Origin of the sequence: Pseudomonas sp. UBA4617 (assembly GCF_002386445.1) — a bacterium.
Taxonomy (GTDB): domain Bacteria; phylum Pseudomonadota; class Gammaproteobacteria; order Pseudomonadales; family Pseudomonadaceae; genus Aquipseudomonas.
Map to the genome: position 1 here is coordinate 21,317 of NZ_DGIR01000004.1, position 19,706 is coordinate 41,022.

21 protein-coding genes are annotated in these 19,706 nt (G+C 63.7%); 11 read left to right on the forward strand and 10 right to left on the reverse strand.

Annotated features, from left to right (window positions below; all coding sequences use genetic code 11):
* Nucleotides 1-29: 29 nt before the first annotated feature.
* The 3 genes from ggt to B4L76_RS00950 all read right to left on the reverse strand — a co-directional run bounded on the left by ggt (nt 30) and on the right by B4L76_RS00950 (nt 3,422).
* Nucleotides 30-1,697 (reverse strand): gamma-glutamyltransferase, encoded by a 1,668-nt coding sequence (gene ggt / locus B4L76_RS00940; protein WP_296229860.1) that lies wholly within the window; start codon nt 1,695-1,697, stop codon nt 30-32.
* 117 nt (nt 1,698-1,814) lie between these two features.
* Nucleotides 1,815-2,711, reverse strand: coding sequence for a LysR family transcriptional regulator (locus B4L76_RS00945; protein ID WP_296229862.1), 897 nt, complete (start codon nt 2,709-2,711; stop codon nt 1,815-1,817).
* Between the two features lie 120 nt (nt 2,712-2,831).
* Complete coding sequence (locus B4L76_RS00950; protein ID WP_296229864.1) at nt 2,832-3,422, reverse strand: NAD(P)H-dependent oxidoreductase; 591 nt, start codon at nt 3,420-3,422, stop codon at nt 2,832-2,834.
* A 154-nt stretch (nt 3,423-3,576) separates the two neighbouring features.
* Here B4L76_RS00950 and B4L76_RS00955 point away from each other — a divergent pair, with 154 nt between their 5' ends.
* Complete coding sequence (locus B4L76_RS00955; RefSeq protein ID WP_225779269.1) at nt 3,577-3,891, forward strand: putative quinol monooxygenase; 315 nt, start codon at nt 3,577-3,579, stop codon at nt 3,889-3,891.
* Here the strand turns inward: B4L76_RS00955 and B4L76_RS00960 are convergent.
* The gene (locus tag B4L76_RS00960; protein ID WP_296229892.1) at nt 3,881-4,645 is read right to left on the reverse strand and encodes a sulfite exporter TauE/SafE family protein; all 765 of its coding nucleotides are present in this window, start codon (nt 4,643-4,645) and stop codon (nt 3,881-3,883) included. The genes B4L76_RS00955 and B4L76_RS00960 overlap by 11 nt on opposite strands.
* 77 nt (nt 4,646-4,722) lie before the next feature.
* On the opposite strand from B4L76_RS00960, the gene B4L76_RS00965 reads away from it, so the two are divergent.
* The 7 genes from B4L76_RS00965 to B4L76_RS00995 all read left to right on the forward strand — a co-directional run bounded on the left by B4L76_RS00965 (nt 4,723) and on the right by B4L76_RS00995 (nt 11,623).
* Nucleotides 4,723-5,598 (forward strand): LysR family transcriptional regulator, encoded by an 876-nt coding sequence (locus B4L76_RS00965; RefSeq protein WP_296229866.1) that lies wholly within the window; start codon nt 4,723-4,725, stop codon nt 5,596-5,598.
* Nucleotides 5,599-5,928: 330 nt separating this feature from the next.
* The gene (locus B4L76_RS00970; RefSeq protein ID WP_296229894.1) at nt 5,929-6,534 is read left to right on the forward strand and encodes a CDP-alcohol phosphatidyltransferase family protein; all 606 of its coding nucleotides are present in this window, start codon (nt 5,929-5,931) and stop codon (nt 6,532-6,534) included.
* Between the two features lie 30 nt (nt 6,535-6,564).
* A complete protein-coding gene (locus B4L76_RS00975; protein ID WP_296229868.1) occupies nt 6,565-8,319 on the forward strand; it encodes a bifunctional alpha/beta hydrolase/class I SAM-dependent methyltransferase in 1,755 nt (584 codons plus the stop codon).
* Nucleotides 8,320-9,627 carry a phosphatase PAP2/dual specificity phosphatase family protein gene (locus B4L76_RS00980; RefSeq protein WP_296229869.1) on the forward strand — a complete coding sequence of 436 codons (1,308 nt, stop codon included), beginning with the start codon at nt 8,320-8,322 and terminating at the stop codon, nt 9,625-9,627.
* Nucleotides 9,624-10,055 (forward strand): hypothetical protein, encoded by a 432-nt coding sequence (locus tag B4L76_RS00985; protein WP_296229871.1) that lies wholly within the window; start codon nt 9,624-9,626, stop codon nt 10,053-10,055. Before B4L76_RS00980 ends, B4L76_RS00985 begins: the two co-directional genes overlap by 4 nt.
* Before the next feature lie 10 nt (nt 10,056-10,065).
* Nucleotides 10,066-10,689, forward strand: a complete 624-nt coding sequence (locus tag B4L76_RS00990) for a lysophospholipid acyltransferase family protein (RefSeq protein WP_296229872.1) — start codon at nt 10,066-10,068, stop codon at nt 10,687-10,689.
* A gap of 1 nt (nt 10,690) precedes the next feature.
* A complete protein-coding gene (locus tag B4L76_RS00995; RefSeq protein ID WP_296229873.1) occupies nt 10,691-11,623 on the forward strand; it encodes a phosphatidate cytidylyltransferase in 933 nt (310 codons plus the stop codon).
* 203 nt (nt 11,624-11,826) lie between these two features.
* On the opposite strand, the gene B4L76_RS01000 is transcribed toward B4L76_RS00995, so the two are convergent.
* Nucleotides 11,827-12,102 (reverse strand): metal/formaldehyde-sensitive transcriptional repressor, encoded by a 276-nt coding sequence (locus B4L76_RS01000; protein WP_225779277.1) that lies wholly within the window; start codon nt 12,100-12,102, stop codon nt 11,827-11,829.
* 70 nt (nt 12,103-12,172) lie between these two features.
* Between B4L76_RS01000 and dmeF the strand changes: the two genes are divergently transcribed.
* Nucleotides 12,173-13,108 carry a CDF family Co(II)/Ni(II) efflux transporter DmeF gene (gene dmeF, locus B4L76_RS01005; RefSeq protein ID WP_296229874.1) on the forward strand — a complete coding sequence of 312 codons (936 nt, stop codon included), beginning with the start codon at nt 12,173-12,175 and terminating at the stop codon, nt 13,106-13,108.
* Nucleotides 13,109-13,204: 96 nt separating this feature from the next.
* Nucleotides 13,205-13,549: a cupin domain-containing protein gene (locus B4L76_RS01010; RefSeq protein WP_003258412.1), complete on the forward strand. Its 345-nt coding sequence runs from the start codon at nt 13,205-13,207 to the stop codon at nt 13,547-13,549.
* Nucleotides 13,550-13,762: 213 nt separating this feature from the next.
* On the opposite strand, the gene mmsB is transcribed toward B4L76_RS01010, so the two are convergent.
* Both mmsB and B4L76_RS01020 read right to left on the reverse strand, forming a co-directional pair.
* Nucleotides 13,763-14,650, reverse strand: coding sequence for a 3-hydroxyisobutyrate dehydrogenase (gene mmsB, locus B4L76_RS01015; protein WP_296229879.1), 888 nt, complete (start codon nt 14,648-14,650; stop codon nt 13,763-13,765).
* Nucleotides 14,651-14,678: 28 nt separating this feature from the next.
* Complete coding sequence (locus B4L76_RS01020; protein ID WP_296229880.1) at nt 14,679-16,205, reverse strand: CoA-acylating methylmalonate-semialdehyde dehydrogenase; 1,527 nt, start codon at nt 16,203-16,205, stop codon at nt 14,679-14,681.
* A gap of 132 nt (nt 16,206-16,337) precedes the next feature.
* Between B4L76_RS01020 and B4L76_RS01025 the strand changes: the two genes are divergently transcribed.
* The gene (locus B4L76_RS01025) at nt 16,338-17,288 is read left to right on the forward strand and encodes a LysR family transcriptional regulator (protein WP_296229882.1); all 951 of its coding nucleotides are present in this window, start codon (nt 16,338-16,340) and stop codon (nt 17,286-17,288) included.
* A gap of 47 nt (nt 17,289-17,335) precedes the next feature.
* Here B4L76_RS01025 and B4L76_RS01030 read toward each other — a convergent pair whose 3' ends face one another.
* From B4L76_RS01030 to B4L76_RS01040, 3 genes are read right to left on the reverse strand one after another with little or no spacing between them, the layout of a single operon-like run.
* The gene (locus B4L76_RS01030; RefSeq protein ID WP_296229883.1) at nt 17,336-17,827 is read right to left on the reverse strand and encodes an OmpA family protein; all 492 of its coding nucleotides are present in this window, start codon (nt 17,825-17,827) and stop codon (nt 17,336-17,338) included.
* The gene (locus B4L76_RS01035; RefSeq protein ID WP_296229885.1) at nt 17,824-19,089 is read right to left on the reverse strand and encodes a diguanylate cyclase domain-containing protein; all 1,266 of its coding nucleotides are present in this window, start codon (nt 19,087-19,089) and stop codon (nt 17,824-17,826) included. Before B4L76_RS01035 ends, B4L76_RS01030 begins: the two co-directional genes overlap by 4 nt.
* Nucleotides 19,086-19,652, reverse strand: coding sequence for a YfiR family protein (locus B4L76_RS01040; RefSeq protein ID WP_296229886.1), 567 nt, complete (start codon nt 19,650-19,652; stop codon nt 19,086-19,088). The genes B4L76_RS01035 and B4L76_RS01040 overlap by 4 nt, the downstream gene beginning before the upstream one ends.
* Nucleotides 19,653-19,706: the final 54 nt, after the last annotated feature.

The window sequence follows — 19,706 nt, forward strand, 5'->3', positions numbered from 1 at the left end:
GCAAAGCCCTCCCGGCGATGGAACAGTTACTACTTGACGATCATCCCGACCCCACGCCCACGTGGGTCCGAAGCTGTCTCCAGCTTCGCACCGTTCACCCGGATCGCCTGGATGTCGCCCATCTCCCAGCCCTGGTCCTCCAGCACATAGCCCATTTTCTTCAGCTCGTCAGCCACCGGCCCGGTCAACGGCGCGTAGCTGTCAAAGTAGATGGTGTCCTTGGGCAGCAACTGATGGTGCACACGCTGCGCCGCTACCGCCTTGTCCAGTGGCATGCCGTAGTCGTACAGGTTGTTCATGACCTGGAAGATCGAGGTGAAGATCCGCGAGCCGCCCGGCGTGCCGATGACCAACTCGACCTTGCCATCGCGGGTCATCAGGCTGGGGCTCATCGACGACAGCATGCGCTTGCCCGGTGCGATGGCATTGGCATCCCCGCCTACCACGCCGAACGCATTGGCCGCCCCCGGCTTGGCGCTGAAGTCATCCATTTCGTCGTTCAACAGGAAGCCGGCACCTTTCACCACCACGCCACTGCCGTAATCAAGGTTCAGGGTGTAGGTATTGCTGACCGCGTTGCCCTGCTTGTCGACGATCGAGAAGTGCGTGGTCTGGTGCGGTTCCAGGCCCGGCCTGACCTTGTCGGTCGCGGAAATGGCCTTCGGATTGACCTGCGCGGCACGCTTGGCCAGGTAGTCCTTGGCCACCAGCTGCGCCACTGGCACCTGGGTGAAGGCCGGGTCGCCGAGGTAGTCGGCACGGTCGGCGAACACCCGTTTTTCAATTTCGGCCAGCAGGTGGATGTACTGCGCCGAGTTGTGCGCCACGCCCTTGAAGTCCGCGGCGCGGTCTTCCTTGATGCCCAGCAACTGGGCCAGGGCGACGCCGCCGGAGCTTGGCGGAGGCGCGGTATAGACCACATTGCCACGCCAGCTGACAGCCATCGGTTCACGCCATACCGCCTTGTAGTCGTGCAGGTCCTGCTTGGTGATCAGGCCCTTGTCGGCCTGCATCTGCGCCACCAGCAGGTCGGCGGTCTTGCCCTGGTAGAACTCACTCACGCCCTTGTCGGCGATGCGCTCCAGGGTCTGCGCCATCTCTGGCTGCTTGAACAGCTGGCCGACTTTCATGTTGCCGAAGTAGTCGTTGAAATTGGTCGCGGTCTTGAACATGCCCTGGGCATCGTTGCGGTACTGGTACTGCTTTTCAGCCACCTTGAAACCGTTTTTCGCATAGCCGATAGCCGGGGTCAGCAGCTCGCTCCAGGGCAGCTTGCCGAATTTCTGGTGCGCCTCCCACAACCCCATTACCGTGCCGGGTACGCCAGCTGCGCGGGCCCCGACCAGGCTGAGGTTCTCGATGACCTCGCCCTTGTCGTCCAGGTACATGTTGCGCGTGGCAGCCTTGGGCGCCACCTCGCGGTAGTCGAGGAAATAGGGTTTGCCGTCGACGAACAGGGTCATGAACCCGCCGCCGCCGATGTTGCCGGCCTCGGGGTAAGTCACCGCCAGGGTGAACGCGGTGGCCACTGCCGCATCCACCGCGTTGCCGCCCTTCCTGAGGATATCAGCGGCCACCTGTGCACCATATTGATCGGGCGCGGCCACTGCACCGCCCTCCAGGGTGGCGGCATGAACCGAGGAACAGCTCAGGATTGCGGCTGCGAGAGCCAGGTACTGGAACGGAACCATACGCATGACACTTCCTTGGTGTTGTTTTTGTTGAGCAGTCAGTAAGGCCGAAGCGTGTCCACTGCGCAATCAATAGCAGGAAGTTTCGCCGCCTGTGGGCAGGCTTTGTCGCGTTCAGGCAACTCAGCAGGCGTACATCGCCAACTTGCGCTGGATGAAATCGAGGAAGCACTGGATGCGCAGTGCCAACTGGGTATTGCGGTAGTACACCGCATGGATCGGCTGGCGATAGCCGTTGTTGGCTTCGCTGAGCAACACCCGCAATCGCCCGCTGCGGATGTCTTCGTGGGTCATGAAGTGCGACAGGCTGACGATGCCTTCGCCCGCCAGGGCCAACTGGCGCAAGGTCTCGCCGCTGGAAGCGATCAGTGCCGGGCGGATGCTCCAGCGGTCGCCCTGGGCATGGCGCAATGGCCAGTGGTTGAGCGATTCGGGCTGGCTGAAGCCGAGCAGGCAATGGTTGGCCAGGTCCTCGACCCGCTGCGGCGTACCATGCTGTTCGAGATACGCCGGGCTGGCCAGCACCTGCACCGGGCTGCACCCCAGGCTGCGCGCATGCAGGCTGGAGTCGGCCAGTTCGCCGATGCGGATGGCCACATCGGTACTCTGCTCCAGCAGGTCGATGATCAGGTCATCGGTGTTGAGCTCCAGTTCGATGCCGGGGTACTGGCGGCGAAACTCGCCGATCCAGGGCAGGATGGCGTGCAGCATGAACGGCGCGGCAGCGTTGATGCGCAGACGCCCGGTAGGGGTCTGGCGGTTCATCGACAGGCGCTCTTCCATCTCATCCATCTGTTCCAGGATCAGGCGCGAACGCTCGAGGAAAAAGCGGCCCTCTTCGGTCAGGTCCATGCGCCGGGTGGTGCGGTTGACCAAGGTGGTGCCCAGCTTGCCCTCCAGGCGTGACAGGGTGCGGCTGACGGCGGACGGAGTCTGGCCCAGCTGCTCGGCAGCAGCGGAAATCGAGCCGCAGTCGATGACGGTGACGAATACCTGGAGTTCTTCGGATCGGGTTTTCACATCGGCGCCTGTGGTTGGTCTCTGCAGGGACTAGATAGCCGCTTGTCGAGGCCAAGTCCAGCGCTGCCTGTACCGCCCTTTTCGTAGGCCGGACCGTGAAAAGGGCGGTACAGGCGAAACTCACTGTGCCTTGCCGAATACCTTGTCCAGGTGCTCCGCATAGGCCGCCAGCGCCGCCGGCACATCCGGGCGCTTCATCACATCCACCGCCAGGAAGGTCGGCAAGCCAGTCATGCCAAGAAACTGGTTGGCCTTGTGGAAGGGGAAATACACCGCATCCACACCCTTGCCCTCGAAGAAATCGCTGGGGTCATCGAATGCCTGCTGCGGCGCATTCCAGGTCAGCGACAGCATGTACCGCTTGCCGTGCACCAGGCCGCCGCTGCCGTACTTCTGCGAGTGGTCCGAACGGGTACGACCATCGTTGGCATACAGGCTGCCATGGCCTGCGGTAAACACCTCGTCGATGTATTTCTTCACGGTCCATGGCGCGCCCATCCACCAGCCTGGCATCTGGTAGATCACTACATCGGCCCAGAGGAATTTCTGCACTTCTTCCTGAATGTCATAACCACCATCGATGAAGGTCTGGCGCACATCGAAACCGGCGTGATCCAGGTGAGCCAAGGCCGCTTCATGCAAGGTGGCGTTGAGACGGCCATCGGAGTGAGCGAACTGTTTACCGCCGTTGAGCAGAAGGATCTTTTTCATATGAGCCTCGCGAAAAATTCAGGTCGGCAGATTAGGGGCTCGCGGGCAGGGGATACAGTGGCGCAGGGGCAAAAAACAATTGATCAAAAGTCACGAATGTCTGGCACATTATTGCCTTAGACTCGCCCTACCTTCCGTCAACGAGTAGCGACCCATGACTGAGCAGTACGCCTTCATCCTCAAAGCCAAGACCCGTCCGGAAATGGCCGAGGCATTCGAAACCCTGTTCCGCGCGTATGTCGAGCCAAGCCGCCAGGAACCGGGCTGCATCGAATACCACATGCTGCGCGACAAACAGGACCCGAGCCTGTTCGTGTTCTTCGAGGTGTGGGCCGACAAGGCCGCGCTGGATGTGCACTCGGCCCTGCCACACATGACCGCGTTCTTCGAAAAGCGCATGGACTACCTGGAGCGCGATTTCGACATCCAGATGATCGACATGCTCAGCGCCTCGTCCGCTAGCCGCTGATAAGCAAGTGGCCACCAAGTGCGGCCATGCCGATGAAGAAGCAACGCTTGAACAATTGTGCGCTGATGCGCTGACGCAGCCATTGCCCGGCCAGCATGCCGAGCAGGGCCGGCGCCAGCATCAGCAGCGAGGCTCCCAGGGCCTGGCCACCCAGGGCATCCTGCCTGGCCAGGCCAACGGCCAGGGCCAGGGTCGACACCGTGAACGACAGGCCCAGGGCCTGGACCATCTGCTCACGGTTCAAGGCCAGGCTTTGCAGGTAGGGCACGGCCGGTATCACGAATACCCCCGTTGCTGCCGTGACCACGCCGGTCACCAGGCCGCAGGCCGGCCCCAGCCAACGCTCGCGCCTCGGCGCCAGGCACAGGCCCGCCCCGACCAACCCGTACAGCGCATAGGCCAGCAGGGCCACGCCCAGGGCATGTTTGGCCCACGGGCCGCTGTTTATCCCCAACCAGGCGCTGCCCAGCAGGGTGCCGATGAAGATCATTGCCAACATCGGCCCCAAACGTACCAGCAACGTCCGCAGGTGCCCGCCACTGGCCAGTTGCCAAAGGTTGGTGAGGGCCGAAGGTACGATCAGCAACGCGGCAGCCTGCGCCGGAGGCATAGCCAGGCCCAACAGGCCCATGGCAATGGTCGGCAAGCCGAGGCCAATCACTCCTTTCACCGTACCGGCCAGCAGAAAGGTCATTACCACCAGCGATGCGAGGGCTGGGCCAAGGTCCTGATAGAAAGCGAGCAAGGTATTCATCAGCCGATGATGGCGCGCACCGGCCTGGCTGAACATCTGTCATATACTCAGGCAGACTCTTGCCAGGACAGAGCCAGATGCATTTCGACCTGATCGACCTCAGGCTGTTCCAGCACACCCTGGAGTGCGGCAACATCACTGCCGGCGCCAGTCGCAGCCACCTGTCGCTGCCAGCAGCCAGTGCGCGCATCCGGGCCATGGAAGCTTCGTTGGGTATCCCGCTGCTGGAACGCAATCGCCGCGGCGTGCAGCCGACGCCGGCCGGCCAGGCACTGCTGCAGCATGCCCGGCTGATCACGCAGCAGGTCGAACGCCTGCAGTTCGACCTCGGCCAGTATGCGCAAGGGCAGCAAGGCCAGGTGCGCCTGCTGTGCAACACGGCGGCACTCACCGAATACCTGCCGGAACTGCTGGCCAGCTACCTGGCTGATAATCCCGGCATCAGTGTGGATGTGCAGGAACTGCCGAGCCTGCGCATCGTGCAGGCGATTACCCAAGGCATGGCCGACCTGGGCATCGTTTCGACCGCAGCCCCTTGCGAGCACCTGGAGACCCGCCCTTTTCGCGACGACCCACTGGTGCTGGTGACGCCGCTCGGCCACCCGTTGGCCGGTGCGGTCGCGCCCAGCTTCATCGATAGCCTGGCGCACGGCTATGTCGGCCTCGGCGCTGGCAGTGCGTTGGCGTTGTACCTTGAAGAGCAAGCCTTGCGCGAGGGGCGGCGGATGCAGGTACGCGTGCGGGCCGAGGGGTTTGATGGGGTGATTCGCATGGTCGCCGGCGGTGCCGGCGTGGGGGTGGTGCCACTGGCAGCGGTGCGGCGCTGGCAGGGTATGTTGCCCTTGCACTGGGTGGCGCTGGCGGAGCCATGGGCCAACCGGAGGTTGCTGGTGTGCGCGCGGGATTTTGCGGCACTGCCGGGGTATGCGGCGGGTTTGGTAGCTGCGATGTAGGGTAATAAGTGCCCTTAGCTACCGCGGTTTTTCGCTGCATTTCGACCACACATCTTGGCCTGGCGATTCCCGCCAGTGTTGGACTACCAGATGGGGACTGAATGGCCTGACACTAACCGGTATCTGAAAGCAGAATGACGCGCATCCCTGAAGCTCCTTGCCCCGATGATTCAGGACTGAAAACCTAACACCCAAGGAAAAGCTTTCGATGCCGAAGGCCCTAAATCAGAGCTTTCCTACATTGTCACCAGACCAATACCGGGCCGGCTTTACCCGCAACGCACACTCACACAAAATAGCGCCCCAATGCCCAACGAAAAGGACGTCACGGTGGCCTCGATCTACCAGCTCAAACCGCGCTTCCAGGCCCTGCTCCGCCCTACGGTGCAGCGCCTTCACGAGCGGGGTGTCACCGCCAACCAGGTCACGGTCGCAGCTGCCTTGGTGTCAGTGCTGCTGGGCCTGTTGCTGGCCACCCGGCACCATCCCGCCTGGCTGTTCATCCTCCTACCGGTATGGATGCTGCTGCGCATGGCCCTGAACGCCATGGACGGCATGCTCGCCCGGGAATTCGGCCAGCAATCCACCCTCGGCGCCTACCTCAACGAACTCTGCGACGTGATCGCCGACGCCGCCCTGTACCTGCCCTTCGCCCTGCTGCCGGGGGTATCACCAGTCCTGGTCGTGCTCGTGGTGCTCAGCGCCACCTTCAGCGAGTACGCCGGGGTCATGGGCCCGCTGGCCGGTGCCTCACGGCGCTACGACGGCCCAATGGGCAAGAGCGACCGGGCCTTCGCCTTCGGCGTACTGGGCACCGGCGTGGCCTTCGGCCTGTTGAACGGAGCCTGGATCAACGGCTTGTTGCTGGTGATCCTCGTACTCTCGCTCTATACCCTCTACAACCGGGTTCGCCAGGGGCTGGCGGAAACCCGTTGAGCCTACTGCCGTCGTAAAAGGATGTTGACCATGCGCCAAGCGCAAGCACTGCATTTCACTACCCATGACGGCGTCGAGCTGCATTACCGTCACTGGCCCGCCACCCGCAACGAACACCAGCCGCGCCGGGCCATGGTGATGTTCCACCGCGGCCATGAACATGGCGGGCGCATGGCCCATCTGGCCGATGAGCTGGACATGCCGGGCTATGACTTCTTCGCCTGGGATGCCCGTGGCCACGGCCAGTCGCCGGGGGCACGCGGCGACAGCCCGGGGTTCGCCACCAGCGTGCGCGATGTACAGACCTTCATCGAGCATATCCAGGCCCGCCACGGTATCGCCGAGCAGGACCTGGTGGTGCTGGCGCAGAGTGTCGGTGCCGTGCTGGTCGCCACCTGGGCCCACGACTATGCATCCAAGGTGCGCTGCCTGGTACTGGCCTCGCCGGCGTTCAAGGTCAAGCTGTATGTACCGTTCGCCCGCCCCGGGCTGAAGCTGCTGAAGGCCTTGCGCGGCAACTTCTTCGTCAACAGCTACGTCAAGCCACGCCTGCTTACCCACGACCCCGAGCGGGTCATGTCGTACGTGGCCGACCCGCTGATCAGCCGGCCGATTTCGGTGACCATGCTGCTAGGCCTGTACGAAGCCGCCGACCGCGTGGTGGCGGACGCCCAGGCCATCCAGGTGCCGACCCAGCTGCTGGTGTCCGGCGCCGACTTCGTGGTCGAGCGCCAGCCGCAACAACGCTTCTTCGAGCGCCTAGGCAGTGCGCGCAAGGAAATGCACATCCTGCCGGGGTTCTTCCACGACACCCTGGGTGAACGTGATCGGGCGCATGCCCTGCGGCGCATCGAGCGGTTCGTCGAGCACTGCTTCGCCAGCCCTGCTGCACTGCCGTCGCTGCTCGATGCCGACAAGGTCGGCGCCAGTTGCGCCGAGGCGGAAAGCCTGGCTGCGCCATTGCCGCACTACTCGCCCCGCGACCTCTACTGGCGCGCCACCCGCGCCGGGCTGCGCCTGGGCAAGGGGCTTTCGGAAGGCGTCAAGCTAGGGTTCGACACCGGTTTCGACTCGGGCAGTACCCTTGACTACGTGTACCGCAACCAGCCAACCGGCAAGGGCAAGCTGGGCCGCCTGGTCGATCGCAACTATCTCGATGCCATCGGCTGGCGTGGCATCCGCCAGCGCAAGCTGCACGTCGAAGAGCTGCTGCGCCTGGCCATCGCCCGCCTGCGCGAACAGCAACGGCCGGTGCACATCGTCGATATCGCAGCCGGCCATGGCCGCTACATTCTCGAAGCCCTGCAGGAGCTGGAGCAACTGCCGGATTCGATCCTGCTGCGCGACTACAGCGAGCTGAACGTGCAGCAAGGCAGCGCGCTGATCGCGGAAAAAGGCCTGGCTGACATCGCCCGCTTCGTCCAGGGCGATGCCTTCGACCGCCAGAGCCTGGCTACGCTGGAACAACCGCCGACCTTGGCCGTGGTGTCCGGCCTGTACGAACTGTTCGCCAGCAACCAGCTGGTGGGCAACTCGCTGGCCGGCCTGGCCGACGCGCTGGAGGATGGCGGCTACCTGGTCTACACCGGCCAACCGTGGCATCCGCAACTGGAGATGATCGCCCGCGCCCTTACCAGCCACCGCGGCGGCGAGCCCTGGGTGATGCGCCGGCGCAGCCAGGCCGAGATGGACCAGTTGGTCGAAGCAGCGGGCTTCCGCAAGCTGGCCCAGCGCATCGATGAGTGGGGCATTTTCAGTGTCAGCCTGGCCCAACGGGTGCGCTGAATGAACCCATCGCGCGAGCCCGGGCTGCTCCGCCGGGGCGTATTCTGGCTATTGCTGCTGGGGCCACTGTTTTTCCTCAGCTACGGGTTGGCCAACAGCCACACGATGGGGCGCAATGATGTCGGCAGCCTGGTGTTCGCCTGGGAAAGCCGCATGCCGTTGTGGCCGTGGACGATCATCCCGTACTGGTCGATCGACCTGCTCTACGGGCTGTCCTTCCTGCTGCCGCGCACGCGCCAGGAAATGGACCGGCATGCCCTGGCCCTTCTGACAGCACAGGTGATCAGCGTCAGCTGCTTCCTGCTCTGGCCGCTGCGCTTCACCTTCGAGCGGCCGGAACTGGGAGGCGTGTACGGCTGGATGTTCGATGTGCTGATGGGGTTCGACAAGCCGTTCAACCAGGCGCCATCGCTGCATATCGCCCTGCTGGTGATCATCTGGACCATGTTTGCCCGGCATGTCCAACGCCAGCCCTGGCGCTGGCTGATGCATGGCTGGATGGCGCTGATCGGGGTGTCGGTGCTGACCACCTGGCAGCACCATTTCATCGACGTGCCAACCGGGGCGTTGGCCGGGTTCGTCTGTATCTGGCTGTGGCCGCACCAGGGTCGGCTGCCCTGGCAGCAGGCCCGCCTTGCGCAGGATACCAAGCGTTGGCGAATGGCCTTGAGCTACGCCGCGGGCGCGCTGTTGTGCGTTGTGCTTGCCATGGGCCTGGGTGGTGCCTGGCTGTGGCTGGCCTGGCCGGCCGTGTCGCTGGCGCTGGTGGCGTTGAGTTACGGCGTGTTCGGCGCTGGGGGCTTTCAGAAAGGTGCCGATGGGCGCTTGTCGAATGCCGCCCGCTGGCTGCTGGCGCCTTATCTGTTGGGGGCATGGGCCAATTCGCGGTTGTGGACCTGGCGGCATCCGCAGGCGAATGAAGTGTGTGATGGCGTCTATCTGGGGCGGATTCCACGGAGCAGGGCGTCATTTTCCGGGATCGTCGACCTGTGCGCGGAGCTGCCGTGTAGTGTTCGCGGCGCTGTTGACTATAGGTGTTTCCCTGCGCTCGACCTGATAGCCCCGGACAGCGCCCTGTTACATCAAGCCGCCGACGCCATCGAGCGCTTGCGCAGCAGCGGCCCGGTGTTGGTTTGCTGTGCCTTGGGTTACTCGCGCAGCGCCAGCGCCGTGGCTGCCTGGCTGGTGCTCAGCGGCCGCTGCAGCGACGCCCGGCAGGCCGAAGCGCTGATCGGCAAAGCTCGCCCGGGGGTGGTTCTGCGTCACGCACACCACCAAGCCCTGCAGCAACTGGGAGCACAACCATGAACCTGCTGGTGGTAGCCAGCCTGCTGGGCCGTGGCAAACAGCTGGAGCGGCTGTCCGACGGTCTCACCTTGCTGGCGCTCGCCTACGGCTTGGCGCCATTGCTGAATGCGCCGTTGCAACCACTGGCCAGCCTGCTGTGCGGCGTACTGTTGATACTGGGCGTACTACACAAGTACTGGGCCATCCGCGTGGCGGTAGATGCCGACCTGTTTGCCCACCTGGTCAAAAGCTCCGACCTGTCGGCAGACACCCGCGCCCTGGACCGCGCCCTGTTCGAATTGAAACTCAAACCACAAGCCGCCGATTCCCGCGCCTGGCCTGCCCGCAGCCAGGCTGCACTGGCCCTGCTGCGCCGCCAGGCCGTATGCCTGGGCCTGCAGTTGTCGCTGGCCTTGGCTACCCTGCTGACACTGCCTTTGAAGGGATAACGACCGCCCCATGCTCGCCAGCCTGACCGCTTACCTCATCACTTCCGCTGCCCGCCTGATCACAGGCGCGCGCGCCCTGTGGCTGGGCTGCACGCCGCTGCCGGTGCAGCGCCTGTATTTCGCCAATCACAGCAGCCACGGCGATTTCGTGTTGCTGTGGGCGTCATTGCCAGCACCGCTACGCAAGCGCACCCGCCCGGTGGCCGGCGCGGACTACTGGGCCCGGCCAGGTATTCGCGACTTCCTCATTCGCAAGGTGTTCAATGGCGTGCTGATCAACCGGCAACGCAGTGAAGGCCAGGGCAACCCGCTGCAGCCGATTCTCGAAGCCGTGGCCCAGGGCGACTCGCTGATCTTCTTCCCGGAGGGCACGCGCAACCTGGGCGACGAGCCACTGATGCCATTCAGAAGTGGGTTGTACCACTTGGCTGCGGCCAACCCCGACGTCGAACTGGTGCCGGTATGGATTGCCAACCTCAACCGGGTGATGCCCAAGGGCCGCGCCTTGCCTTTGCCCTTGCTGTGCACGCTGAGCTTTGGCGAACCGCTGCACCTGGAGGCTGATGAAAGCAAGCAGGTATTTCTCGAGCGGGCCAGCAAGGCCCTGCTGAACCTGGCCCCCAAGGATGCCTGACATGGATGACAACACCCTTTCACTGTTCGCCGGCATCGGCGCCCTGCTGCTCCTTGCAAGTGTCATCGGCCGCCTGCTGAAATGGCGCGCCGGCCCGTCACCGCATGCCGTGATCGACAACCTCAACGCCCGCATCAACGCCTGGTGGGTCATGGTGCTGGTAATCGGCATCGCCTTCCTGTTCGGCAAGTACGGCGTGATCGTGCTGTTCTATGGTGTGTCGTTCTATGCCCTGCGTGAGTTCATGACCCTCACCCCGACCCGGCGCAGCGACTACCCGGCGCTGGTGGCGGCATTCTATGTGGCGCTGCCGGTGCAGTACGTGCTTATCGCCATGGACTGGTACGGGCTGTTCAGTATCTTCATCCCGGTATACCTGTTTCTGTTGTTGCCGATCCTGGCCAGCTTCGGTGGCGACACCACACGCTTTCTCGAACGTGCCTCGAAGGTACAGTGGGGGCTGATGATCGCGGTGTACTGCGTGTCGTCGGTGCCGGCACTGATGACCCTCGATATCCCCGGTTACGAGGGCCGTAACCTGCTGCTGATCGCCTGGCTGATCCTGGTGGTGCAGATCAGCGACGTGCTGCAGTACGTGTGCGGCAAGCTGTTCGGCAAGCACAAGGTGGCGCCCAACCTGTCACCGTCGAAAACTGTCGAGGGCCTCGCCGGTGGCGTGGCGCTGGCTACCCTGATCGGTGCCCTGTTGTGCTGGATCACTCCGTTCACGTTCTGGCAGGCCGCGCTGATGGCGCTGGCGGTGAACGCCATGGGCTTCTTCGGCGGGCTGGTGATGTCGGCGACCAAGCGCGACCGCGGAGTGAAAGACTGGGGGCACATGATCGAAGGCCATGGTGGCATGCTCGACCGCATGGACTCGGTGTGCTTTGCCGCGCCGGTGTTCTTCCACTTTGTGCGGTATTGGTGGGCTTAGTAGGTGTTCACCTTCAGTTTTCTGGTGCCTGCAAGAGCGAGCGCCGCCCGCGCGGCGCATCGCGAGCGGCGCTCGATTTACGCATCCCCTCAAAACTCAAGACCAACACCTGGTAGCCTAGAGCCTATCTTCCGACGAGCACATGCCGGTTGCTAATTCCCACCCTTCCGTGAACCCCTGGGATGCCCGATCGCTCCAACAGGCTACTTGAGGTACGACCGCAACAACGCCGCCACTTTGTCCGCCTCGTCCTGCCGCTCCTCGGTGCTCAGCCCGTCCGCCACCAGGTGTTCGCGGATATGCCCTTCCATCACCTCGGCCATCAGCCCGTTCACCGCGCCGCGCACGGCGGCGATCTGCTGCAGGATCGCCAGGCAATCCTTGTCCTGCTCCAGCGCCGTCTCCAGGGCGGCGGCCTGGCCTTTGATCTTGCGCACCCGGGTCAGCAGTTGCTTCTTGCTCTTCAGGGTATGTGCCATTGGGTTTCGCACCATGCTAGGTATACTGGGGTATAGTATATTTCTCGACATTCCGGAAGCATGATAAACCATGGCGACACAAACCTCAGACCGTTGGCAGCACAGCCACCAGTTCCATACCGGTAGCCTGGGTGCCGAGCGCAAGACCCGCCTGGCGGTCTGGCTGACTGCCGTGATGATGGTGGCGGAAATTGCCGGCGGCTGGTTCTTCAATTCCATGGCATTGCTGGCCGACGGCTGGCACATGAGTTCCCATGCGCTGGCCTTGGGCCTGTCGTTGCTGGCCTACGCCGCTGCCCGGCGCTATGCCGGCGATCGGCGCTTTGCTTTCGGCACCTGGAAAATCGAGATTCTCGGCGGTTATTCCAGTGCCCTGCTGCTGCTCGGGGTGGCGGGGCTGATGGCCTTCCAGTCGGTGGAGCGCCTGCTGGCACCGGGGCCGATCCACTATGACCAGGCGATCTTGATCGCCGCCGTGGGCCTGGCGGTCAACCTGGCCTGTGCCTGGCTGCTGCGGGACGATCACGATCACCATCATCACCACGGCCTCGATCATCGGCGCGACCACGGTCATCATCACCACGACCTGAACCTGCGCTCGGCCTACCTGCATGTGGTCGCTGATGCCGCCACCTCGGTGCTGGCCATCGCCGCCCTGCTGGCTGGCAAGTTCTGGGGTGCCGGCTGGCTCGACCCGGTCATGGGCCTGGTGGGTGCGCTGCTGGTGGCGCTGTGGGCCCGGGGGTTGCTGCGCGACACCAGCCGGGTACTGCTGGACGCGGAGATGGATGCACCGGTGGTGGCGGAAATACGCGAAGTGGTGGCACAGCTGCCGGTACCGGCCAGCATTACCGACCTGCACGTGTGGCGGGTCGGCAAGGACCAGTACGCCTGCATCCTCGGCCTCGCCGCCGCTGGCGAACTCAGCGCCGACAGCGTGCGCCAGGCTTTGGGCGTGCACGAGGAACTGGCGCATGTCACCGTCGAGGTCAACCGCCTGGCATAGCGCGACCAGACAGCTGGACGTCGAGCCCAGGCAACTGCCGCTCGGCCGATGGCCCTATGGTGACGAGTCATTCAGCCAGTCATCAGGAGTTGTGCCATGTCCGATTTCATCACCGTCCTGCGCGAAACCTGCCCGACACCGGTCGTGGACGCCACCAAGTGGAAGCGCATCGGCGGCGATCCGCACACCGTCAATCTCAACGCCTACCTGTCGGCCGACGGCAGCAAGATCATGGGTACCTGGATCTGCACCCCGGGCAAGTTCGAGGTCAACTACGAGAAGTGGGAGTTCTGCCACTTCCTCGATGGCTACTGCATCATCACCCCGGAAGGCGAAGAGCCGAAACACCTGAAAGCGGGCGACGTGTTCGTGATCGAGCCGGGGATGAAAGGTACCTGGGAAGTGGTCGAAACTGTGCGCAAGTATTTCGTCTTCGCCTGATTTCAAAGACTGACATCGCCCCCTGTGGGAGCGGGTTTACCCGCGAATGCTGCAGTAGCTTTACCGCCGCATTCGCGGGTAAACCCGCTCCCACAGGGTCATATGCTGCCCGCTGAATCGGAAGCAAAAAAATCGCGGATCAGGCGCCCTTCCCTCTGGTGCGCAGTTACAGAGGGAAGGCCACCTGGCCCGCGATGAAGTCCATCTCGCGCGTCAATCCTTCTTGCGGTAACTCTCGACGATGGCCGAGAAATCCTTGCCCCCTTCCCCGCGCAGGCTCATGGCCTGATACAGCTGCTGGGCCACTGCCCCGAGGATCACGGGTTGGTGCGCCTGGCGTGCCGCCTCGGTGGCCAGGCCCAGGTCCTTGAGCATCAGCTCGGCGCCAAAACCACCGGTATAGCCCCGCGATGCCGGCGCGGTCTCGATGATGCCGGGCCAAGGATTATATGTATCCGAGCTCCAGCAACGTCCGGTCGAACTGTTGATGATGCCTGCCAGCACCTTGGTGTCGATGCCCAGAGCATTGCCCAGGGCCATGGCTTCGGACACACCGACCATCGAGATACCCAACAGCAGGTTGTTGCAGATCTTGGCGATCTGCCCGGTACCGACATCACCGCAATGCACGATGTTGCGGCCCATCTGCTCCAGTACCGGCTTGAGGGTGGCGAACAGCTCGGTACTGGCACCGACCATGAAGGTCAGGGTGCCTGCCGCCGCGCCACCGGTGCCGCCAGACACCGGCGCATCGCCCATGTCCACGCCCTTGGCTGCAGCCGCCTTGGAGACATCGCGTGCGGTTTGCGGGTCGATGGTGCTGCAATCCACGGTTGGCGTGCCAGGACGAATACCCGCCAGCACGCCGTCTCCGTTCAGGTAAACACTACGCACATGGGCAGCCGCCGGCAGCATGGTGATCACCAGCTCGCTGTTGGCCGCCGCGTCCTTGGGCGAAGGGCTGATCTGCCCGCCCAGTTCGGCAAGCTCGGCGAGCACGGCCTTGTTCAGGTCGAACAGGTTCAGTTGGTGCCCGGCCTTGATCAGGTTGCGGGCCATGGGTGCGCCCATGTTGCCGAGGCCGATGAATGCGATACGCATGACTCTCTCCTTAACGCAGGCTGATGGCTTAGCGCAGGCTGATGGTGGTGTTCACACCGTCGTTGACGCTGTCGTCATCGAACCAGCGGGCGGTGACGGTCTTGGTCTGGGTGTAGAACTGCACCACTTGCTTGCCGTACGGGCCGAGGTCGCCGAGCTTGGAGCCACGCGAGCCGGTGAAGCTGAAGAACGGCACCGGTACCGGGATCGGGATGTTGATACCTACCTGGCCAATGTCGATTTCGCTCTGGAACTTGCGCGCGGCCGCGCCGCTCTGGGTGAACAGGCCGGTGCCGTTGCCGAACGGGTTGGCGTTGACCAGGGCGATGGCCTCGTCAAGTGTGTCGACCTCCAGGGTCACCAGCACCGGGCCGAAGATTTCCTGGGTATAGATCTGCATGTCGGTCTTCACGCCCGAGAACAGGGTCGGGCCGACGAAGTTGCCTTGCTCGTAACCCGGTACCTTGACGTCACGGCCGTCGAGTTCCAGCTTGGCACCTTCCTTGATACCGCTTTCGATCAGGCCCAGCACCCGCTCCTTGGCACGCTTGGAAACCACCGGGCCGACATCGGTGCCAGGCTCGCAACCGGCATTGACCTTGAGCTTGCTGGCCGCTTCCTTGATGTCCGGCAGCCATTCGCGCGCCTTGCCGACCAGTACCGCTACCGAAGTGGCCATGCAGCGCTGGCCCGCCGCGCCGAAAGCGGCACCGACCAGGGCGTTGATGGTCTGGGTGCGGTTGGCATCGGGCAGCACCACCGCGTGGTTCTTGGCGCCCATCATCGACTGCACGCGCTTGCCGTGCTGGCCGCCCAGGTTGTACACGTGGGTGCCCACTTCGGTGGAACCGACGAAGGAAATTGCCTTGATGTCCGGGTGGGTGCAGATGGCGTCCACCACTTGCTTGCCTCCGTGCACCACGTTGAGCACACCAGCCGGTACGCCGGCTTCCAGCGCCAGCTCGACCAGCAGCATGGTCGACAGCGGGTCCTGCTCGGACGGCTTGAGCACAAAAGTGTTGCCGCAGACGATGGCCATCGGGAACATCCACAGCGGGATCATGGCCGGGAAGTTGAACGGGGTGATACCGGCACATACACCGATGGGCTGGCGCAACGTATAGGTATCGACGCCACCGGCGACATTCTCGGCGAATTCGCCCATCTGCAGGGTACCGATCGAGGCGGCATGCTCGACCACCTCCAGGCCGCGGAAGATATCGCCTTCGGCATCGGCCAGGGTCTTGCCTTGTTCGGCACTGAGCACCTGGGCGATACGCTTGGTGTGTTCGCGAATCAGCGCCTGCAGCTTGAGCATGATGCGCATGCGGGCGCCAATCGGGGTGTCGCGCCAGGTCTTGAAGGCGCGCTGTGCAGCGGCGACGGCTGCGTCCACTTCCTCGGCGGTGGCGAACGGTACGCGCGCCAGCACTTCCTGGGTGGCCGGGTTGACGATATCGCGCCATTCAGAGGTCCTGGACTCGACCCACTGGCCGTCGATCAGCAGCTTGACCTGGTCGATCCTGGTCTGGTTAGGGGATTGCGGTGCGTTCATCTGCGTTCTCCTTGGAATTATTGTCGGGACGAGATCGCCAGCGCCGGGCAAACGCGAGGTGGCGTCCTGAGGCTTGTTTCGAGTATAGATGTGCAAACATCCAACAAGAACGCACAAAAAAACCGGATCATCATGCAAAAAGACCTCACATCCCTGAGCGCGTTGAACTGGGACGACCTGAAGTTCTTCCTCGAAGTGGCCCGCACCCGCAAGGCCAGTAGCGCCGCCAAGCGCCTGAGCGTCGACTACACCACGGTGTCGCGGCGCATCAGCTCGCTGGAAGGGGCACTCGGCACCCTGCTGTTCGAAAAGTCGCGGACCAACGGCTTTGTCCTCACCGCCGAGGGGCAGCGCCTGCTGGGCTATGCCGAGTCGATCGAGAGCACCCTGCACATGGCCTGCGAACAGGTTTCCGGGTCGGGCGTGGCGTTGTCCGGGCACGTGCGCATGGGCTGCACCGAAGGTTTCGGCAGTTTCTTCGTCACCCCGCAACTGAGCCACTTCGTCGACGCCTACCCGGCAATCTCGGTGGACATACTGCCGCTGCCGCACTTCATCAGCCTGTCCAAGCGCGAGGCGGACATCGTCATCGCCCTGGAGCGACCCGAGCATGGGCCATATGTGTGCTGCAAGCTGTGCGACTACCGCTTGCGCCTGTACGCCACCCGGGAATACCTCGATAACCACGCCCCCATCCGCCAGATCGCGGACCTGGCCAGACACCCGTTCATCAGCTACGTGGACGACCTGGCGTTCAGTTCGGAGCTGCTGTACCTGGCCAACCTGATTCCCAGCGCCAGTGCGCATTTGCGCAGTACCAGCGTGATTGCCCAGTACACGGCGGCGTTGCAAGGACGAGGCCTGGCGATCTTGCCCTGCTTCCTGGCCGCTCAGGACCCGCGGCTGGTGACAGTGCTGCCAGAGGAGGTCGAGGTGACGCGGCAGTTCTGGATGTACTGCCGGGAAGATCTGCGCAAATTGAAGCGAATTACCCTGCTATGGGATTACATCCGTCAGGTGACCGAGGCGAACGCGCCGTTGTTGATGGGCGAGACGCGGGAGATGCGCTTTGCCCAGAAGTGATCATGCTTGGCCGCAAACATGGACAGTGCGTACCCGTAGGGCTGGAGTCAGTAAGAGGCCACCACGATTGACACCCGCCGGTTCTCGGTACGCCCGGCGCTGGTGCGGTTGTCCGCCACCGGCTGGCTGCTGCCCAGGCCACGGCTGTGGATATTCTGTGCCGGCATGCCAACCGCGACCAACGTCTTGGCCACGCTTTGCGCACGCCGTTCGGACAGCTGTTGGTTGTACACCGCCTTGCCCGATGCGTCGGCATGCCCGTCCACCCGCACGCCCTGGATGCCAACGCCGAGCAATGCCTTGCCGATACGTTGGACAATCGCCTGGCTCTGGCTATTGAGGCTATCCAGGTCGCTGCCGAACAGCACCTTGCCGGACAAGTCATAGGCCCAACCTTCGTCGGTCGGGGTAAAGCCTTCGCGCTTGAGCATCGCGATCTGTTCGGCGCTCAGGCCTTTGGGTGGCGTGCTCTGGCAACCAGCCAAGGCCAGCAGTGCCAGCAGCAAGGCCCATAGGGGGAAACGTACAGCCTGCTTCACGGGTTCAACTCCTGTTTGTTGATTTGCATCTGCGCGACGTGCCAGTGCCCGCGGCGATTGCGCTTGGCCTGGTACATCGCAGCGTCGGCAGCATTCAGAAGACTGGCAGGATCGGTGCCGTCATCCGGGTAACAGGCGATACCGACACTCACCGAGGTGGCGATAGTGCGGCCACTGTCCAGTTGCACCGGCAGCTTCATGCTGGCAACGATCTTCTCGGCAACGCGCTCGGCATCCTGACGCGAATGCACTGGTGTCAGCAGCACGGCGAATTCGTCGCCACCCAGGCGCGCCACCAGGTCGTGCTCACGCAGCTGGGCGCGCACACGGTCAGCCACGCTGATCAGCACTTCGTCGCCCACGGCATGGCCGAGGGTATCGTTGATCTGCTTGAAGTGGTCACTGTCGAGAAACAGCAGCGCCAGGTGCTCCTGCTGCCGCTCGGCATTGCGCAGGCTGCGGGTCAGGCGCCCCTCGAAAAAGGCGCGGTTGGGCAGGCCGGTCAAACTGTCGTGGCTGGCCTGGTGGGCCAGCGTCTGGTTTTCGTTCTGCAGGTGGCTGTGCCACACCTCCAGTTCGTCCAGCAACGCATTGAAGTCGTTGCCCAGCTCGTTGAGCTCGGCAATCGCTGCTTCCGGTACGCGCCGGTCGAAGCTGCGCTCCCGGCGGGCGGCATGGGCGACACTGGCCAGGCCGCGCAGCGGGCGGACGATATCACCGAGCAAACGACGCGACAGGTATTGCGCAGCCAAGGCGCTGAGCAACGTGCAGAACAGGATGCCGGCCAAGCCACTGAGCAGGAACAGCAACAGGCTACGCCCCTGGCCGACCAGTTCGATGCGCCCGACCTGCCGCTGCTGATGGATGATCGGCAGGTTGACCGGCTCATCGAGCAAGGCGCTGGCAACCTGCCCTTCCAGCTGCGCGAGCAGGCCGCTATCGCTGCGCCGCCAATACGCCAGTTGCTGGCCTTCGTTGTCGAATACCCTGGCCTCGGCCACTTCCTCGGCCCTGGCAATCAGTGCCAGCGCTTCGTTGGCCGCAGCACCGTCGTCGAACACCACGGCTGCTTCCACGGTGTAACTGATCGAGCGGGCGATCAGGTGCAGGTTTTGGTTGGCGTAAACGCGCAGGGCGAGCACGCCCAGCAGGGTCAGGGCAACACCCGCCAGGCCGACGGCGAGCAAAGCGACGCTCAGGTGGCCACGGCCGAGCACCGAGCGCAGGGTCGGGCGGGCGCCGCGCTTGTGCACCGGCTTCATGGCTGCACCGCCCGGCGCTGCGACAACTGCAGCACGCTGGGGTGAATGCGCACACCGGAGCGTGCCACCGAGTCGAGGTTGACCTCGAAGGCGACCTGTCGGTCGCTGACCCGCAGGCAGAACAGGCTGCCGACCGTACAGGGGTCGTCCGCTTCGCTGATGCTCAGTACCGGGTGGCCGCTGATGCGCTCGAACAGCCGGTCACGCTGGCCCTGGTCGAGCCTGCCGATATACAGGGCATCGCAGGCCTGGGCAACCTGGCTTTCCGTCGCCAGCAGACGCCGCACCTGCAGCGGCTGGCCGGACTCCTGGAGGTGGCCTTTGATCAGGTCATCGGCGTACTCGGTCGGGCCGACCAGGCACAGCCGCAAGGGTGAGGGTTCGACGGGCCAGCGGGCATAGCTGAAGATGCCAAGTACTACCTGGGTGACGGCCTTGGCGCGTTGCTGCGCCTGGGCGACAGTTGCTGCGGTGTCCGCCCGGGCAAGACCTGCTGCAAGGAACAGGGCGGCCAGCAATAGCGAAAGCGCACAGTTTGTCACTCGCCTTGCGGCCAGCTTCATGCGGGAAATCCCTCAGGATCCTATCGGATTACGGCGCAACGATAGCATATGGCC

Coding starts and splice junctions, on each gene's coding strand:
- ggt (WP_296229860.1), bottom strand. CDS start 1,697: ATGCGTATGGTTCCGTTCCAGTACCTGGCTCTCGCAGCCGCAATCCTG.
- B4L76_RS00950 (WP_296229864.1), bottom strand. CDS start 3,422: ATGAAAAAGATCCTTCTGCTCAACGGCGGTAAACAGTTCGCTCACTCC.
- B4L76_RS00955 (WP_225779269.1), top strand. CDS start 3,577: ATGACTGAGCAGTACGCCTTCATCCTCAAAGCCAAGACCCGTCCGGAA.
- B4L76_RS00960 (WP_296229892.1), bottom strand. CDS start 4,645: ATGAATACCTTGCTCGCTTTCTATCAGGACCTTGGCCCAGCCCTCGCA.
- B4L76_RS00965 (WP_296229866.1), top strand. CDS start 4,723: ATGCATTTCGACCTGATCGACCTCAGGCTGTTCCAGCACACCCTGGAG.
- B4L76_RS00975 (WP_296229868.1), top strand. CDS start 6,565: ATGCGCCAAGCGCAAGCACTGCATTTCACTACCCATGACGGCGTCGAG.
- B4L76_RS00980 (WP_296229869.1), top strand. CDS start 8,320: ATGAACCCATCGCGCGAGCCCGGGCTGCTCCGCCGGGGCGTATTCTGG.
- B4L76_RS00985 (WP_296229871.1), top strand. CDS start 9,624: ATGAACCTGCTGGTGGTAGCCAGCCTGCTGGGCCGTGGCAAACAGCTG.
- B4L76_RS00990 (WP_296229872.1), top strand. CDS start 10,066: ATGCTCGCCAGCCTGACCGCTTACCTCATCACTTCCGCTGCCCGCCTG.
- B4L76_RS00995 (WP_296229873.1), top strand. CDS start 10,691: ATGGATGACAACACCCTTTCACTGTTCGCCGGCATCGGCGCCCTGCTG.
- B4L76_RS01000 (WP_225779277.1), bottom strand. CDS start 12,102: ATGGCACATACCCTGAAGAGCAAGAAGCAACTGCTGACCCGGGTGCGC.
- dmeF (WP_296229874.1), top strand. CDS start 12,173: ATGGCGACACAAACCTCAGACCGTTGGCAGCACAGCCACCAGTTCCAT.
- B4L76_RS01010 (WP_003258412.1), top strand. CDS start 13,205: ATGTCCGATTTCATCACCGTCCTGCGCGAAACCTGCCCGACACCGGTC.
- mmsB (WP_296229879.1), bottom strand. CDS start 14,650: ATGCGTATCGCATTCATCGGCCTCGGCAACATGGGCGCACCCATGGCC.
- B4L76_RS01020 (WP_296229880.1), bottom strand. CDS start 16,205: ATGAACGCACCGCAATCCCCTAACCAGACCAGGATCGACCAGGTCAAG.
- B4L76_RS01025 (WP_296229882.1), top strand. CDS start 16,338: ATGCAAAAAGACCTCACATCCCTGAGCGCGTTGAACTGGGACGACCTG.
- B4L76_RS01035 (WP_296229885.1), bottom strand. CDS start 19,089: ATGAAGCCGGTGCACAAGCGCGGCGCCCGCCCGACCCTGCGCTCGGTG.
- B4L76_RS01040 (WP_296229886.1), bottom strand. CDS start 19,652: ATGAAGCTGGCCGCAAGGCGAGTGACAAACTGTGCGCTTTCGCTATTG.